A 17,129-nucleotide genomic window follows, 5' to 3' on the forward strand; every position below is an offset into this window, starting at 1 on the left:
TAAGAAAATTCCCACTCTGGTAATGTTACTTAACTTTTATCCTGTAACCCCAATTATCAATAGCTGACTCTATGCAAAGCCAAATCACCAACGCGCCCGCAACGACTCAATCGACAGCTACATTCACTGAGGGAATAACTGACAGCCTCCCCATTGTTATCGGTTATTTACCGGTAGCTTTCGCCTTCGGTTTGAGTTCGGTAAAACTTGGCTTTACCCCGTGGGAGGGTATCTTCTTCTCCTGCATCATTTATGCTGGAGCCAGCCAATTTGTTATTACCGCCCTGCTCAGTGCCGGAATGTCGCTGTGGGTTTCCGCATTGACGGTGATGGCAATGGATATCCGCCATATCTTGTACGGGCCAGCACTGAAACACCGCATTGTCACTAAGATGTCCGGTAAAAAAACCGCCCTGTGGGCCTTTGGCTTGACGGATGAAGTGTTTGCCGCCGCGACAACTAAGCTGATGAAAGATCAACGGCGCTGGAGCGAGAATTGGATGCTCGGCATCGCATTCACCTCTTGGCTATCCTGGGTGGCAGGCACCGCTATCGGGGCCATGTTTGGCAATGGCCCGCTGGAGAATTACCCGGCTATTGAAGCTTCTTTGTCCTTTATGTTACCCGCGCTGTTCCTCAGCTTCCTGTTGGCGGCATTTAAACGCCAATACAGCCTAACCGTTATTGCTTCGCTGACGGGTGCTTTGCTCGGCGTGTTGTTGTTCTCTATTCCGGTGGCGATTTTGGCCGGTATTGGGGGCGGATGTCTGGCGGCCTTACTCCAACCGGCTCGCGATGACGTCATCGAACACCAAGAGACTGATACCGAGGAGCCGAAGTGATGAATATGGATGTTCTAATTATTGGTTTGGTGGTGGGAACGGTCAATTATCTGTTTCGTTATTTGCCGCTGCGTCTTGGGCCAGCACGCAAACAAGCGGGCCTGCAACGCGGTAAGCTCTCCCTATTGCTCGACAGTATCGGGATCGCCTCTATTTGTGCTTTATTAGTGGTTTCCAGCACACCGGAAATTATGCATAACCCACACAAATTAATTCCCACACTTATTGGTTTTTTGGTTATCTGCGGGTGCTTTTATAAGACCAACAGTATTATCTTCGCCACGTTACTGGGCGCACTCAGCTATGGCCTGACATTCAAATTACTAATGCTTTTGGCGTAACAATTTGCCTGAATTGTTAACCGACACACAATACCCTTACAATTAATAATACTAATTACTCACAGACAGTGACTGAATAACACGAATTGCTAAATTTTTCTCTGGTTAACCCGTTTACATTATTAGTCACTACCGTTACTGTACCACTTGAAACTAATGAGGTTCCTTATAATGGAAAGTTCGTTTAGTCCTATAGAACAGATGCTTAATTCCCGTGCCAAACGTCAGAAAGATTTCCCTTATCAGGAAATTCTGCTGACTCGCCTGTGTATGCATATGCACAGTAAGTTGCTGGAAAATCGCAACAAAATGCTAAAAGCGCAAGGTATTAATGAAACCCTGTTTATGGCACTAATTACGCTGGAAGCACAAGAGAGCCACAGTATTCAACCGTCAGAGTTAAGTGCTGCATTGGGATCCTCACGAACCAATGCCACCCGCATCGCTGATGAGTTGGAGAAGAAAGGCTGGATTGAACGCCGTGAAAGCCATAATGACCGCCGTTGTTTGCACTTGCATCTGACCGAGGCGGGCGTGGAGTTTTTAAATCAACTGCTGCCGCCACAACATAAGTGTCTGCATTTTCTTTGGTCAACACTCGACGCCGATGAACAGCAACAGCTTGAAACGCTAACGCGAAAGTTACTGACTCGGCTAGACCAAATGGAAATACCAGAACAGTAATTCCAACACTGCTATCCAAGTACATTAATTTATCCAGGTAAATAACTATGCTATCCCCACATAGCTGGAGACTCACGCCTTTGTTCGCCGTTTTCGTCCTGGCGGGCTGCGCCTCAAGCGATAATATTGCTCCTCAGTCTCAAATGCTGGATAACCAACAACTGCAATTGGCGCAACCTAAAGTCAGTTCGTTGGCGCTAAGCTCCCAGTGGTGGCGGGTACTAGAAGACTCCCAACTTGATGCTTTAATCACTCAAAGCTTGCAAACTTCTCCCTCGCTCAAACAAGCGGCGGCGCGAGTACGTGAAGCACAAAGCGTGATGGGCCAAGCGGATTCCGCTAATGGCCCTAAGCTGGATCTCTACGGCAGCAGTAATCGAGAAAAAATATCGCAGAATACACTGCAACCATTCTTACAGTCTTATCCCGATAAACCATTATATGAAACCGCCAATACTCTTGGCCTGAATCTTAGTTACGAGTTTGATTGGTGGGGTAAATACCGCAACCGGGTCAATGCCGCCAATGCGCAGGTGAATGCGGCTCGTGCAGAACAGCAGCAAGCAGCTCTGACACTGACCAGCTCAGTGGCATCTGTTTATTACCAGCTACAAAGCAATTTTGCCCTGCAAAACGTATTGCAGCAGGAAGTCGATAACAATGAACAACTGGCCCAGTTGCGTACTAAGCAATATCAAGCAGGCATCTATGGCATTGAAATTCCGCAGCAAACACAAGTTCAGGCAGATACAGCTAAGCAGCAGATTATCCAACTGAAATCACAAGGTGAGCAGCTAAAACATCAGTTGGCGGCATTGATGGGCCAAGGCCCGAGAGCAACGCAAAACCTGCGCCCGGTGCCCTTACCAGATATTACCCGCCTGACGCCTAAAGGTGAGCTGACCACTGATTTACTGGGCCAGCGACCGGATATCACGGCGCAACGCCAACTGGTTGAATCTTATGACCAGCGGGTTAAAGCGGCGCGCAAAGAATTTTATCCCAGCTTATCAATTACGGGTTTTGCCGGTTTCTCGACCACTAACTTCCAGGGCACAAACCCCAATCTGTTAGAGGCCGCCAGTCAAGCATGGAACTTTGCACCGGCAATCTCATTGCCTATTTTCCACGCAGGTGCACTGCGCAGTAAATTAGGCGAAGAATCAGCCATTTATGACGAAGCGGTTGAATCTTACAACCAAACTATCCTCAATGCTGTGCGAGAAACGGCGGATGCCATCACCCTCCAACAAAGCAGCCAGCGCCAACTGCAACAAGCTATATCAGCATCGCAATCGATGCAGAAAGTTTATGGTGTTGCCGATGCACGTTACAAAACGGGGATTATTGGCCGGGATGAACTCTTGATTAGCCAGTCGCAATATCTACAACAGCAGCAATCAGAACTTAGCGCCAGCAACAACTTATTGCAGGCCAAGATTGGTTTGATCCGTTCACTCGGTGGTGGCTATCAAGCTCCTGTCAGTAATGGTTCACAAAATAAAACAATATAAAATTAAGCGTGGAGAACACCATGAGTGCAAGCGCGGAAGCTCAAGTGCCGCAACAACCGCAGAATAAAAAGAAGCAACGTAAACGTGTGCTGCTCTTACTGACGGTTATTTTTATTATTATTGGGGTGGCTTATCTTATCTATTGGTTCTTGGTGCTGCGCCATCACCAAGAGACTGATAATGCTTATGTATCTGGTAATCAGGTGCAGATAATGTCTCAGGTTCCCGGCAGTGTCGTCAGTGTCAATTTTGAAAATACTGATTTTGTCAAAAGTGGTGATGTCCTGCTGGCTCTTGACCCGACGGACGCCGAACAAGCCTATGAGCAAGCCAAAACGGCATTGGCAAACACTGTGCGCCAAACCCACCAGCTCATGGTTAACAGCACACAGTATCAGGCCAATATCGCCCTGAAAAAAATAGAACTGAGTAAAGCACAGAATGACCTGAAGCGCCGTGTGGTGCTGGGTTCTGTTGATGCGATTGGCCGTGAAGAACTGCAACACGCCCGTGATGCAGCAGAAGCCGCGGCAGCATCATTGGATGTGGCGATTGCACAGTATAATGCCAATCAGGCGCTGGTTCTTAATACCCCGCTGGAGAAGCAACCGGCGGTTGAACAAGCGGCTGCCAAGCTGCGCGATGCCTGGCTCGCCCTGCAACGCACCAAAGTTGTCAGTCCAATTACCGGCTATGTATCACGTCGAAGTGTGCAAGTCGGGGCTGAAATAGCCAACGGCGCACCACTGATGGCGGTGATTCCGGCAAATGAGATGTGGATTGACGCCAACTTTAAAGAAACACAGTTAGCCAATATGCGCATTGGTCAACCGGTGACTATAGTGACCGATTTCTATGGCGATGATATTGTTTTCCAAGGAAAAGTTGTTGGTCTGGATATGGGAACGGGCAGCGCCTTCTCACTGTTACCCGCCCAAAACGCCACCGGTAACTGGATCAAAGTGGTTCAGCGCTTGCCGGTTCGTATTGAACTTGATGCCAAGCAACTGGCTGAACATCCGCTGCGCATTGGTTTATCTAGCACAGTGCGGGTGGATACCGCCAATACCGACGGCCCAGTATTAGCGCAAAATGTGCGCAAAGAACCTGCATTTGTCACCAACGCGCTGTCTTTGGATTTAGCGCCGGTTAATCAAATGATTCGCGATATTACTCATGCAAATGCAGGTTAAACGCGCCGGAGGCTACTGTGGCACAAAAACCGCTTGAAGGTGCCCAACTCGCCTGGATGACGGTCGCGCTATCATTAGCGACCTTCATGCAAGTGCTGGACTCCACCATTGCTAACGTGGCTATTCCGACTATTGCCGGGGATCTTGGCTCGTCCAACTCCCAAGGCACATGGGTCATCACCTCGTTTGGGGTGGCAAATGCTATCTCCATCCCCATCACCGGCTGGTTGGCAAAGCGTGTCGGCGAAGTGCGATTATTCCTGTGGGCAATAGGTTTATTTGCGCTGGCCTCATGGCTGTGCGGCATTTCAAACAGTTTAGGGATGCTTATCTTCTTCCGGGTGATTCAAGGGCTGGTCGCCGGCCCATTGATTCCATTGTCACAAAGTTTGCTACTGAATAACTACCCGCCAGCGAAGCGGAGTATGGCCCTGGCATTATGGTCGATGACCATTGTTGTCGCCCCCATTTTTGGGCCGATCCTCGGCGGTTATATCAGTGACAACTATCACTGGGGCTGGATCTTCTTTATTAATATCCCTATTGGGATAGTGGTTGTTTTAATTGCAGGCAGCACCCTGAAAGGGCGAGAGACCAAAACGGAGATCCGGCCGATTGATACCGTGGGATTGGTATTATTGGTCGTCGGTATTGGTGCTTTGCAAATCATGCTCGACCAAGGTAAGGAGCTGGATTGGTTTAACTCGACCGAGATTATCGTCCTGACGGTTATTGCCGTGATTGCGATTTCCTTCCTGATCGTGTGGGAGCTTACCGACGATCATCCGGTGATTGATTTGTCATTATTCAAATCGAGAAACTTTACCATTGGTTGTCTGTGTATCAGCCTGGCCTATATGTTGTACTTTGGCGCGATTGTGTTGCTACCACAGCTACTGCAGGAGGTATATGGCTATACCGCCACCTGGGCCGGCTTGGCCTCTGCGCCTGTCGGGATATTACCGGTGCTGCTGTCGCCAATCATTGGGCGCTTTTCACATCGCATTGATATGCGGCAGTTAGTCACATTCAGCTTCATTATGTATGCAGTTTGTTTCTACTGGAGAGCATATACATTCGAACCAGGAATGGATTTTGGTGCCTCGGCATGGCCACAGTTTGTGCAAGGTTTTGCGATTGCTTGCTTCTTTATGCCACTGACGGCCATCACTTTATCCGGTTTACCGCCGGAGCGCATGGCGGCCGCATCCAGTTTATCTAACTTCCTGCGAACACTGGCCGGGTCAATTGGGACCTCAATCACCACCACGTTATGGACGCAAAGAGAGTCGATGCATCATTCGCAATTAACCGAGTTTGTTAACCCGTTTAATCCGAATGCCACACAGATGTATCAGGATCTGGAAAAACTGGGGATGAATCAGCAGCAAGCATCGGCTTATCTGGCGCGGGAGATTACCAATCAGGGGCTGATTATCTCGGCCAATGAAATATTCTGGCTCTCGGCGGGCGTGTTCTTGCTGCTACTGGCGCTAGTATGGTTTGCTAAACCCCCCTTTACCTCTGGTGGCGGAGGCGGTGGCGCGCATTAGCGGCTACAGCTGAGCAACAAAAAGGGCGCTGACTTATCATCAGCGCCCTTTTTTATACTGTGGCACACTCAAGTATGTAATTCGGGTACCTGAATGCAGCCCCCTGCAAGGTCAAAGACGCAGGGGATTATTGGGCGCTATTTTGACGCCACCACTCAGCTAACAAAATCCCCGTCGCCACCGAAACATTCAGGCTTTCGACTTTGCCAGTACCGCCGATAGACACACTCACATCGCCCTGCTGCCAAGCGCTGTCAGTCAAACCATCACTCTCTTGCCCTAACACCAGCACCATTTTGGCTGGCAGTTCCGCTTTCGCCAGACTGACACCTTTATGGCTTGAGGTTGTCACTATGGTGTAACCCGCTTTACGGAAGGTATCCAGCACCGAGAGGAAATCATCGGCATTGATGGCTTTGATATGCTCAGCACCGCCTTCTGCTGTGCGCACTGCCGCACCTGACTCCAGCATGGCCGGGTCTTGCAGCAACACGCCGTTAATACCGAAGTGGGCACAAGTCCGCATGATGCCGCCCAGATTATGTGGGTTACCCACATCTTCCAGTGCCAGCACACAATCTTTCGCCCGAGTCTGCTGTTGCAGATAGGTTTCTGCATCCAGACCCTGACGTTTTTTAATTAAGAAGCACACGCCACCATGGTGTTCAGTGCCAGACGCCTTCGCCAGCTCATCTTCTTCAACCACATGGTAAGCCTTGCGGTTAGCCGCCATCCATTTCAGTGCTTCGCGAAAACGTGGGGTCACTGACTGTACAAACCAGGCGCGCACGATAGCATCAGGGCGGCTTTCAAACAGTGCTTTACAGGCATTTTCACCATAAACACGTGTTTCTTCAGCCCGTTGACGGCGCAACTGTGCTGGATCCACATGGCTTTTGCCGCTGATACCGCCATGATCAAACTCTGGCTCTTCAGAGGGCGCACGAGACACCGTCTTCCACGGTGAATCATATGGGCCACTGCTATCTGATCGCGCCGGACGGCTAGGACTCACGCGTTCATTACGGCCAGAATCATTACGACGTGAGTCATTATTCCGCGGTGAACTGCCCCGACCCGCATTATCCCCCGGACGACCTTTACCTGCAGGACGCTGGTTTTTACCCCGGTTATTGCTGTTACGGTCGTCGCTGCTGTTTTCGTCACTGCGGACGTACATCACTTTAACTTTGCCGTTTTTGCCACTAAATGAATCGTTCATTGTCTTCTCCACCAACGCGCAGGGCGCGAAGATTACCTGATGTCTGCCCGGTAAGCCATAAGCAAGCGCTAAAAGCTAGCAACTATCGTATTCATCGAATAAACCATTTTGGCACTTCTTTCATTTATCTTCATAATAGATAACAACCAAGAAACAATTCAGCGCGGTGTGACTGTATCGTTTCTCTTCTATTTATTGAGATACATAATAAAGGCTCATTTATGAATACGGTATGTACAGCTTGTATGGCGACCAACCGCCTACCGGAAGAACGTATTGATGACGGCGCTAAATGTGGGCGTTGTGGCCACTCTTTATTTGATGGCGAAGTCATTAACGCCACCGCCGACACACTGGATAAATTGCTGCAAGATGACCTGCCTGTTGTCATCGATTTCTGGGCACCATGGTGCGGCCCTTGCCGCAACTTTGCCCCCATTTTTGCAGAGGTTGCCGCAGAACGCGCCGGAAAAGTCCGCTTCGTTAAAATCAACACCGAAGCTGAACCCGCACTCAGTACTCGCTTTCGTATCCGCAGCATTCCCACCATTATGCTGTATCGCAACGGCAAAATGGTCGACATGCTTAGCGGCGCTATGCCAAAGGCACCTTTTGATCAATGGCTTGATGAACAATTAGCCGTAGAGCCAGCGGCTCGCTAAGCTAGTTTACTTCATTTATTGCTCATTTGGCGGCATTCCCCTGCCAAATTAAATCTACGCCCTTGATAGCTTTCTGTCAGGGGCGTTAGTTTATCTATAATTCAGGCCATAGGTTCATTAGAATAACGCTATTTCTTCAGGAGTCCGTCGTGACGGAGACATTGACCAACGAGCAGCTATTGCCCGTAAATATAACGACGGAAAATGCGGTATTGCGCCTGCGCCGCCAGCGGCTAGCACTCTCTACCCGCCCTTACCGCGCCCGCGGTTGCCGCGCAATTCGCTGCCAAGGCTGCCTGCTGACCGAGCGCTTTTGTCTGTGTGACACCATTAAAGTGCAACCGGCCAACAGCCGCTTTTGCCTGCTGATGTTTGACACTGAACCCCTCAAACCCAGTAATACCGGCCGCCTGATTGCTGATATTTTACCAAACACTCAAGCTTTTCTCTGGGCACGAACTGAAGTTGCCCCTGAGTTATTAGCCGCACTACGCGACCCGCAGCGCCAGCCTTATGTGGTTTTCCCGGAAAAGTACGCCGAACCTGAGCGGCAGGTATTCAATCAATTACCCGTCAGTGATAAGCCACCGCTATTTATCCTGCTGGATGGCACCTGGACTGAAGCCAAAAAAATGTTCCGTAAAAGTCCTTATCTCGCCGGGTTACCAATGTTGTCACTTAATGTCACTAACACCTCAGATTATTTGCTGCGTGAATCACCACGCCCGGAGCAACACTGCACCGTGGAAGTGGCGGCAGCCCTGCTCCTGCAAGCTGGCGATATTCAGGCGGCTGATGGGTTAACTGCACATTTTCACTACTTTCGGCAGCAATATTTAGCGGGAAAACCTCATCATCCAGTGGGCCGAGTCACAGCAAGTCGGGAAGAAATCGCATAAAATCAAGCCAGCAACTTTCCCTTTAAGGAATACCCTATGAGCCAACGTGGATTAGAAGCACTCTTACGCCCGAAGTCAATCGCGGTTATTGGTGCTTCTGAGAAGCCGGAGCGGGCGGGTTTCCTGATGATGCGTAATTTGCTCGATGGCGGCTTCAATGGCCCAATTCTGCCCGTCACCCCGAGCCATAAAGCCGTTTGCGGTGTATTGGCTTATGCGAATATTGCCAGCCTGCCCATCACACCCGACTTGGCGATTTTATGCACCAACAACCGCCGCAATCTCCCCCTGTTGGAGGATTTGGCCACCCGTGGCTGTAAGGCGGTGATTATTCTGTCGGCGGCAACCGAGCAATTTGCGGAGCTGAAAGCTTGCGCACAGCGCCATCACATTCGCTTGCTGGGGCCAAATAGCTTAGGTTTGCTCGCTCCGTGGCAAGGGCTAAATGCCAGTTTTTCGCCAGTGCCCATCAAGAAAGGTCGGCTGGCATTTATCTCCCAATCAGCGGCCGTGGCCAACACTATTTTGGACTGGGCGCAGCAGCGGGAAGTCGGTTTCTCTTACTTTATTGCGCTGGGTGATAGCCTGGATATTGATGTCGATGACTTACTCGACTTCTTAGCCCGAGACGGTAAAACCAGCGCTATTATGCTGTATATCGAACATATCAGTGATGCACGCCGCTTTTTATCCGCCTCGCGCAGTGCCTCACGCAATAAACCGATTCTGGTGGTCAAAAGTGGCCGCAGCCAGCGCGCCCAGCAATTACTCAATGGTCAGCAAGGGTTAGATGCCGCCTATGATGCTGCCATCCAGCGCGCGGGTCTGTTGCGGGTCCAGGATACTCACGAGCTATTTTCAGCCGTCGAAACCCTAAGTCATATGCATCCATTGCGTGGCGAGCGGTTACTGATTGTCAGCAATGGCGCAGCACCGGCGGCGATGGCACTGGATGAACTGATTCGCCGCAATGGCAAACTGGCGACACTGTCGGATACCACCCAATCCGCCCTGAATGCCGCACTACCGCCTTTTGTTTCCTTACGTAACCCAATAGACCTACGCGATGATGCCAGCGCTGAGCGCTATTTAGCGGCGGTTAAACCACTATTGGACAGCACCGACTATGATGCGCTGCTACTGATTCACTCGCCGAGTGCCGCGGCACCGGGCAGTAAAACCGCGGAGTTACTGATATCCGCAATCCGCCAACACCCACGCGGCAAGCGCATTACCTTGCTGACTAACTGGTGCGGTGAATATTCATCCCTTGATGCCCGCCGTTTGTTCACTGAAGCCGGCATCCCGACCTACCGCACACCAGAAGGGGCGATTACCGCTTTTATGCACATGGTGGAATACCGCCGCAATCAAAAACAACTGAAAGAAACACCGGCATTGCCCATGGGCCTCACCGACAATACTGCGCATGTGCATCAATTAATTCGCCAGGCGCTGGCAGAAGGAACCACCCAGCTCGATACCCATGAAGTCCAGCCGATCCTTGAAGCCTATGGCCTCAACATGCTACCCACCTGGATTGCCAGTGATAGTGTCGAAGCTGTGCATATCGCCGAACAGCTGGGATATCCGGTGGCCATCAAACTGCGCTCGCCCGATATTGTGCATAAATCAGAAGTTCAGGGCGTTATGCTGTATCTGCGCACCGCAATTGAGGTGCAGCGGGCCGCTGACGATATCCTTGATAGGGTTAAACGGACTTATCCCCAAGCGCGTATCGATGGTTTATTGGTACAAAGCATGGCGAACCGCGCCGGGGCACAGGAGTTGCGCATTGCGGTGGAGCAAGATGCCATTTTCGGCCCACTGATAATGTTAGGCGAAGGCGGAATTGAGTGGCACCACGAAACCCAAGCCGCTGTGGCATTGCCGCCATTGAATATGGCATTGGCGCGCTATCTGATAATCCAGGCCGTGAAAGGTGGAAAAATTCGCAGCCGTGGTTCACTGCAACCACTGGACATCCCCGGGCTAAGCCGCTTGCTGGTGCAAGTCTCTAACCTGATTCTTGATTGCCCGGAAATCTCGCGTTTAGATATTCACCCGGTGCTTGCTTCAGGCAATGAGTTCACTCTGTTGGATGTATCAATGCAGTTAGCTCCGGTCACCGGCGACCCACAAGCACGGCTGGCTATTCGCCCCTATCCACACGAGCTGGAACAAAATGTGGTGCTAAAAGATGGCTCTCACTGCCTGTTCCGCCCTATTTTGCCGGAAGATGAACCGCTGCTAAAATTGTTTATTGATCAAGTGACTAAAGAAGATCTCTACTATCGCTACTTCAGCGAAATCAACGAATTCAGTCACGATGATTTGGCGAATATGACGCAGATTGACTATGATCGGGAAATGGCCTTTGTTGCTGTGCGCCAAAATGCAGCAGGCCCGGAAATCATTGGCGTTACCCGTGCGTTGTCCGACCCTGATAATATCGACGCGGAGTTTGCCGTCTTGGTGCGTTCAGACTTAAAAGGACTGGGGCTGGGGCGAGAGCTACTGGAGAAGATGATCCAGTACACCCGTAGCCACGGGCTAACACGGCTGACGGCGGTCACTATGCCCAATAACCGCGGAATGATAGGTTTGGCGCAGAAACTGGGTTTTAGCATTGATGTGCAAATGGAAGATGGCATTGTTAATCTTAAGCTGACACTTTGATTTCAAGTACATGAATCACTGTGATATGGCCCACATAGATAAGCGATTCGGCCTACGGTTGGCAAAACTTGCGCACAATCCGGAAAAGTAGTGGTATTATCGCCCGACTCTATGGATTAGTGTTTTTTTGGATATGGCGGTTCTGCCATCAAATAACAAGAGAAGAAGCGCACTGTGATGTTGTCAAAATTCAAACGTAGCAAACATCAACAACACCTTGCACAACTGCCCAAACTCCCCCAGTCAGTTGATGATGTCAAAACGCTGTATTGCCCCAAGGTTTTCCGCTCTACTCTGCTGGAATTAATAGGCCAGGCGAGCAAACGCATCTATCTGGTGGCGCTTTACCTTGAGCAGGATGATGCCGGCCGTGACGTGATGAATGCCCTCTATCAGGCCAAACAGCAGCATCCTGAGCTGGAAATTTGTGTGCTGGTCGACTGGCATCGCGCCCAACGTGGCCGCATCGGGGCCGCAGCAGTCAATACTAATGCAGATTGGTATTGTGAAATGGCGAGTCAACATCCGGACGTTTGTGTTCCAGTTTACGGTGTGCCGGTTAATACCCGCGAAGCCCTGGGTGTATTGCATCTGAAGGGTTTTGTCATTGATGACACCGTGATTTACAGTGGTGCCAGCATCAATGATGTCTATCTTTATCAAAACGATAAGTATCGTTATGATCGCTACCAATTAATCACTAATCCATCATTAGCCGCTATTATGGTTGATTATGTGAAGCAACGGGTACTGAGCGCCGGTGCAGTTCAGCGCCTCGATCGCACGGATCGGCCGACCAATCCCGAGATCAAAAATGAAACTCGCCAGTTCCGCTCATCACTACGAGATATTGGTTATCAATTTCCAGCACAAGCTAGCAATGATGAATTGGCTGTTACCCCACTCGTTGGGTTAGGCAAAAAGAGCCAACTGAATAAAACTATTCATCATTTAATGGCTTCTGCTGATGAACGCCTCACCATCTGCACCCCCTATTTTAATCTGCCCGCATTGTTAGTGCGCAACATCATTTATCTGCTGCGCGAGGGTAAGCAGGTTGAGATTATTGTTGGTGACAAAACCGCAAACGACTTTTATATTCCTGAAGATCAACCCTTTAAGATTATCGGTGCATTACCTTACTTATATGAAATCAATTTGCGCCGCTTCCTTAGCCGTTTACAGCGCTTTGTCGATAGCGGCCAACTGATTGTTCGTTTGTGGAAAGATGGCGACAATACCTATCATCTGAAAGGAATGTGGGTCGATAACAACTGGCAATTGATCACCGGTAATAACCTGAATCCACGGGCATGGCGCCTGGATCTGGAAAATGCCATTTTGATCCACGACCCTAAGCATGAAATGCACGAACAGCGCGCAAAAGAGCTGGAATGTATTCGTACTCATACTAAAGTTGTTTCACACTACCTTGAGCTGGAGAATATTCAGCAATATCCAGTCAAAGTACGCAAACTGATTCGCCGTTTACGCAGAATCCGTATCGACCGGCTCATCAGCCGTATTCTGTAAATCTGAAGCATAAAAACCCGGCCCATACCGGGTTTTTTGTCTCTGGTCTGAGGAGAGACTCTATGTGGTGCTCACCTTATCTTCGCCCTTTCATTATTGCCCCACTACTTTTCGCCAGTTCTGCATGTAGCCATATGGCCAATGACAGTTGGACCGGGAAGGACAAAGCACAGCATTTCTTTGCCTCCGCCGCATTAGCCGCTGCGGGCACCGCCTATGGTGAACATCAGAATTGGTCAGATGCCAAAAGTCGTAACTTTGGTCTGCTGTTTTCAATCGGTATTGGCGCGGGTAAGGAACTATATGATAGCCGTCAAGGCGGTACTGGTTGGAGTTGGAAAGACTTCGCTTGGGATGTCGCGGGAGCAGTCACTGGCTACAGCCTCTACCAAGCGGTTAACTAGCGCAAAATTAGCTAAATAGCAGCATAGGCAATTCATCTTTTGCTCAGTCACTGCCAAATTTCAGACATAAAAAAGCCCTCTGCACAGCAGAAGGCTTCTCTTTCTCATATCCCGCACATAGCAAAAACCCCACGCTTTTGGCATGGGGTCTTTACTTGATTTGATGCCTGGCAGTGTCCTACTCTCGCATGGGGAGACCCCACACTACCATCGGCGCTACGGCGTTTCACTTCTGAGTTCGGCATGGGTTCAGGTGGTGCCACCGCGCTATGGCCGCCAGGCAAATTCTGTTTTAATCAACCCGCTCCATGATAATCATCACGCAGCCAGTCAATCCAATCTGTAAACATCGCTGAAAATCAAAATTCTCTCTAAAACACCTTCGGTGTTGTAAGGTTAAGCCTCACGGATCATTAGTACTGGTTAGCTCAATGCATCGCTGCACTTACACACCCAGCCTATCAACGTCATAGTCTTTAACGTTCCTTCAGGGGGCTTAAAGCCCCAGGGAAGACTCATCTCGAGGCAAGTTTCCCGCTTAGATGCTTTCAGCGGTTATCTCTTCCGAATTTAGCTACCGGGCAATGCCATTGGCATGACAACCCGAACACCAGTGATTCGTCCACTCCGGTCCTCTCGTACTAGGAGCAGCCCCTCTCAATCTTCCAACGCCCACGGCAGATAGGGACCGAACTGTCTCACGACGTTCTAAACCCAGCTCGCGTACCACTTTAAATGGCGAACAGCCATACCCTTGGGACCTACTTCAGCCCCAGGATGTGATGAGCCGACATCGAGGTGCCAAACACCGCCGTCGATATGAACTCTTGGGCGGTATCAGCCTGTTATCCCCGGAGTACCTTTTATCCGTTGAGCGATGGCCCTTCCATTCAGAACCACCGGATCACTAAGACCTACTTTCGTACCTGCTCGAGCCGTCACTCTCGCAGTCAAGCTAGCTTATGCCTTTGCACTAACCTCACGATGTCCGACCGTGATTAGCTAACCTTCGTGCTCCTCCGTTACTCTTTGGGAGGAGACCGCCCCAGTCAAACTACCCACCAGACACTGTCCTCACCCCAGATTATGGGGCCGAGTTAGAACATCAAACATTAAAGGGTGGTATTTCAAGGTTGGCTCCACGCAGACTGGCGTCCACGCTTCGATGCCTCCCACCTATCCTACACATCAAGGCTCAATGTTCAGTGTCAAGCTATAGTAAAGGTTCACGGGGTCTTTCCGTCTTGCCGCGGGTACACTGCATCTTCACAGCGAGTTCAATTTCACTGAGTCTCGGGTGGAGACAGCCTGGCCATCATTACGCCATTCGTGCAGGTCGGAACTTACCCGACAAGGAATTTCGCTACCTTAGGACCGTTATAGTTACGGCCGCCGTTTACTGGGGCTTCGATCAAGAGCTTCGCCTTGCGGCTGACCCCATCAATTAACCTTCCAGCACCGGGCAGGCGTCACACCGTATACGTCCACTTTCGTGTTTGCACAGTGCTGTGTTTTTATTAAACAGTTGCAGCCAGCTGGTATCTTCGACTGGCTTCGGCGCCGAGAGCAAGTCTCTTTACCTAATGCCAGCGTGCCTTCTCCCGAAGTTACGGCACCATTTTGCCTAGTTCCTTCACCCGAGTTCTCTCAAGCGCCTGAGTATTCTCTACCTGACCACCTGTGTCGGTTTGGGGTACGATTTAATGTTACCTGATGCTTAGAGGCTTTTCCTGGAAGCTTGGCATCAACTACTTCACCACCGTAGTGGCTCGTCATCACACCTCAGCGTTGATAAGCAACCGGATTTACCAAGTCACTCCGCCTACATGCTTAAACCGGGACAACCGTCGCCCGGCTAGCCTAGCCTTCTCCGTCCCCCCTTCGCAGTAACACCAAGTACAGGAATATTAACCTGTTTCCCATCGACTACGCTTTTCAGCCTCGCCTTAGGGGTCGACTCACCCTGCCCCGATTAACGTTGGACAGGAACCCTTGGTCTTCCGGCGTGCGGGCTTTTCACCCGCATTATCGTTACTTATGTCAGCATTCGCACTTCTGATACCTCCAGCAAACCTCACAGTTCACCTTCAACGGCTTACAGAACGCTCCCCTACCCAACAACGCCTAAGCGTCGCTGCCGCAGCTTCGGTGCATGGTTTAGCCCCGTTACATCTTCCGCGCAGGCCGACTCGACCAGTGAGCTATTACGCTTTCTTTAAATGATGGCTGCTTCTAAGCCAACATCCTGGCTGTCTATGCCTTCCCACATCGTTTCCCACTTAACCATGACTTTGGGACCTTAGCTGGCGGTCTGGGTTGTTTCCCTCTTCACGACGGACGTTAGCACCCGCCGTGTGTCTCCCGTGATAACATTCTTCGGTATTCGGAGTTTGCATCGGTTTGGTAAGCCGGGATGGCCCCCTAGCCGAAACAGTGCTCTACCCCCGAAGATGAGTTCACGAGGCGCTACCTAAATAGCTTTCGGGGAGAACCAGCTATCTCCCGGTTTGATTGGCCTTTCACCCCCAGCCACAAGTCATCCGCTAATTTTTCAACATTAGTCGGTTCGGTCCTCCAGTTAGTGTTACCCAACCTTCAACCTGCCCATGGCTAGATCACCGGGTTTCGGGTCTATACCTTGCAACTAGACGCCCAGTTAAGACTCGGTTTCCCTACGGCTCCCCTATTCGGTTAACCTTGCTACAAAATATAAGTCGCTGACCCATTATACAAAAGGTACGCAGTCACACCACGAAGGTGCTCCCACTGCTTGTACGTACACGGTTTCAGGTTCTATTTCACTCCCCTCGCCGGGGTTCTTTTCGCCTTTCCCTCACGGTACTGGTTCACTATCGGTCAGTCAGGAGTATTTAGCCTTGGAGGATGGTCCCCCCATATTCAGACAGGATGTCACGTGTCCCGCCCTACTCATCGAGTTCACAGCAAGTGTATTTTTGTGTACGGGACTATCACCCTGTACCGTGCGACTTTCCAGACGCTTCCACTAACACACAAACTGATTCAGACTCTGGGCTCCTCCCCGTTCGCTCGCCGCTACTGGGGGAATCTCGGTTGATTTCTTTTCCTCGGGGTACTTAGATGTTTCAGTTCCCCCGGTTCGCCTTGCATGGCTATGTATTCACCATGCAATAGTGCAACGAATTGCACTGGGTTTCCCCATTCGGGTATCGTCGGTTATAACGGTTCATATCACCTTACCGACGCTTTTCGCAGATTAGCACGCCCTTCATCGCCTCTGACTGCCTAGGCATCCACCGTGTACGCTTAGTCGCTTAACCTCACAACCCGAAAGTGTCTTTCGACATCGTCGCATTGCGATTATTTGAGAGACTCTATGACAGGTTACTCCTTATCTCAGCACTTCTACGGAGAGATAAGTTTCAGCTGTCATGTTTCAATTTTCAGCTTGTTCCAGATTGTTAAAGAGCAATATTTCACAACCCACTGAGTCTTGCGACCGCAGTACGTTTTGAAATAGTTTTTTATATGGTGGAGCTAAGCGGGATCGAACCGCTGACCTCCTGCGTGCAAGGCAGGCGCTCTCCCAGCTGAGCTATAGCCCCATATAAAAAGCAAAATCAC

General features: G+C 50.3%; 12 protein-coding genes, 1 tRNA gene and 2 rRNA genes. 11 read left to right on the forward strand and 4 right to left on the reverse strand.

The window, feature by feature from the left end:
- Window positions 1-71 precede the first annotated feature (71 nt).
- From D5F51_RS14380 to emrB, 6 genes are all read left to right on the forward strand, one after another.
- Complete coding sequence (locus tag D5F51_RS14380) at window positions 72-842, forward strand: AzlC family ABC transporter permease (protein ID WP_025377323.1); 771 nt, start codon at window positions 72-74, stop codon at window positions 840-842.
- Window positions 842-1,183 carry an L-valine transporter subunit YgaH gene (ygaH, locus tag D5F51_RS14385; protein ID WP_129197494.1) on the forward strand — a complete coding sequence of 114 codons (342 nt, stop codon included), beginning with the start codon at window positions 842-844 and terminating at the stop codon, window positions 1,181-1,183. The genes D5F51_RS14380 and ygaH overlap by 1 nt, the downstream gene beginning before the upstream one ends.
- 171 nt (window positions 1,184-1,354) lie before the next feature.
- Window positions 1,355-1,867 (forward strand): transcriptional repressor MprA, encoded by a 513-nt coding sequence (gene mprA, locus D5F51_RS14390; protein ID WP_005165011.1) that lies wholly within the window; start codon window positions 1,355-1,357, stop codon window positions 1,865-1,867.
- Window positions 1,868-1,914: 47 nt separating this feature from the next.
- The gene (locus D5F51_RS14395; RefSeq protein WP_129197496.1) at window positions 1,915-3,381 is read left to right on the forward strand and encodes an efflux transporter outer membrane subunit; all 1,467 of its coding nucleotides are present in this window, start codon (window positions 1,915-1,917) and stop codon (window positions 3,379-3,381) included.
- A gap of 20 nt (window positions 3,382-3,401) precedes the next feature.
- Entirely contained in the window at window positions 3,402-4,574 is a 1,173-nt protein-coding gene (gene emrA, locus D5F51_RS14400) for a multidrug efflux MFS transporter periplasmic adaptor subunit EmrA (RefSeq protein ID WP_129197498.1), read from the forward strand.
- A 17-nt stretch (window positions 4,575-4,591) separates the two neighbouring features.
- Window positions 4,592-6,127: a multidrug efflux MFS transporter permease subunit EmrB gene (gene emrB / locus D5F51_RS14405; RefSeq protein WP_025377319.1), complete on the forward strand. Its 1,536-nt coding sequence runs from the start codon at window positions 4,592-4,594 to the stop codon at window positions 6,125-6,127.
- A 127-nt stretch (window positions 6,128-6,254) separates the two neighbouring features.
- On the opposite strand, the gene D5F51_RS14410 is transcribed toward emrB, so the two are convergent.
- On the reverse strand, window positions 6,255-7,349 hold the full coding sequence (locus D5F51_RS14410; protein ID WP_129197500.1) for a tRNA/rRNA methyltransferase: 1,095 nt from the start codon (window positions 7,347-7,349) through the stop codon (window positions 6,255-6,257).
- Between the two features lie 221 nt (window positions 7,350-7,570).
- Between D5F51_RS14410 and trxC the strand changes: the two genes are divergently transcribed.
- The 5 genes from trxC (at window position 7,571) to D5F51_RS14435 (ending at window position 13,526) form a co-directional block, all read left to right on the forward strand.
- Window positions 7,571-8,011 carry a thioredoxin TrxC gene (gene trxC / locus D5F51_RS14415; protein WP_025377317.1) on the forward strand — a complete coding sequence of 147 codons (441 nt, stop codon included), beginning with the start codon at window positions 7,571-7,573 and terminating at the stop codon, window positions 8,009-8,011.
- Between the two features lie 149 nt (window positions 8,012-8,160).
- Entirely contained in the window at window positions 8,161-8,910 is a 750-nt protein-coding gene (locus D5F51_RS14420) for a tRNA-uridine aminocarboxypropyltransferase (protein WP_129197502.1), read from the forward strand.
- A 36-nt stretch (window positions 8,911-8,946) separates the two neighbouring features.
- A complete protein-coding gene (locus tag D5F51_RS14425; protein ID WP_129197504.1) occupies window positions 8,947-11,589 on the forward strand; it encodes a bifunctional acetate--CoA ligase family protein/GNAT family N-acetyltransferase in 2,643 nt (880 codons plus the stop codon).
- Window positions 11,590-11,769: 180 nt separating this feature from the next.
- Window positions 11,770-13,122 (forward strand): CDP-diacylglycerol--serine O-phosphatidyltransferase, encoded by a 1,353-nt coding sequence (gene pssA, locus D5F51_RS14430; RefSeq protein WP_391592385.1) that lies wholly within the window; start codon window positions 11,770-11,772, stop codon window positions 13,120-13,122.
- Between the two features lie 62 nt (window positions 13,123-13,184).
- Entirely contained in the window at window positions 13,185-13,526 is a 342-nt protein-coding gene (locus D5F51_RS14435; RefSeq protein WP_025377313.1) for a YfiM family lipoprotein, read from the forward strand.
- A 165-nt stretch (window positions 13,527-13,691) separates the two neighbouring features.
- On the opposite strand, the gene rrf is transcribed toward D5F51_RS14435, so the two are convergent.
- The 3 genes from rrf to D5F51_RS14450 form a co-directional block, all read right to left on the reverse strand.
- Window positions 13,692-13,807 (reverse strand): 5S ribosomal RNA (gene rrf / locus D5F51_RS14440).
- Between the two features lie 111 nt (window positions 13,808-13,918).
- Window positions 13,919-16,825 (reverse strand): 23S ribosomal RNA (locus tag D5F51_RS14445).
- Between the two features lie 209 nt (window positions 16,826-17,034).
- A tRNA-Ala gene (locus D5F51_RS14450) sits at window positions 17,035-17,110 on the reverse strand.
- Window positions 17,111-17,129 lie beyond the last annotated feature (19 nt).

Source organism: Yersinia hibernica (assembly GCF_004124235.1).
GTDB classification, from domain to species: Bacteria; Pseudomonadota; Gammaproteobacteria; order Enterobacterales; family Enterobacteriaceae; genus Yersinia; species Yersinia hibernica.

What these genes read in the sequence shown, in the direction of transcription:
- mprA (WP_005165011.1), top strand. Translation starts at nt 1,355, where the DNA reads ATGGAAAGTTCGTTTAGTCCTATAGAACAGATGCTTAATTCCCGTGCC.
- trxC (WP_025377317.1), top strand. Translation starts at nt 7,571, where the DNA reads ATGAATACGGTATGTACAGCTTGTATGGCGACCAACCGCCTACCGGAA.
- D5F51_RS14410 (WP_129197500.1), bottom strand. Translation starts at nt 7,349, where the DNA reads ATGAACGATTCATTTAGTGGCAAAAACGGCAAAGTTAAAGTGATGTAC.
- D5F51_RS14380 (WP_025377323.1), top strand. Translation starts at nt 72, where the DNA reads ATGCAAAGCCAAATCACCAACGCGCCCGCAACGACTCAATCGACAGCT.
- D5F51_RS14395 (WP_129197496.1), top strand. Translation starts at nt 1,915, where the DNA reads ATGCTATCCCCACATAGCTGGAGACTCACGCCTTTGTTCGCCGTTTTC.
- ygaH (WP_129197494.1), top strand. Translation starts at nt 842, where the DNA reads ATGAATATGGATGTTCTAATTATTGGTTTGGTGGTGGGAACGGTCAAT.
- emrA (WP_129197498.1), top strand. Translation starts at nt 3,402, where the DNA reads ATGAGTGCAAGCGCGGAAGCTCAAGTGCCGCAACAACCGCAGAATAAA.
- D5F51_RS14425 (WP_129197504.1), top strand. Translation starts at nt 8,947, where the DNA reads ATGAGCCAACGTGGATTAGAAGCACTCTTACGCCCGAAGTCAATCGCG.
- D5F51_RS14435 (WP_025377313.1), top strand. Translation starts at nt 13,185, where the DNA reads ATGTGGTGCTCACCTTATCTTCGCCCTTTCATTATTGCCCCACTACTT.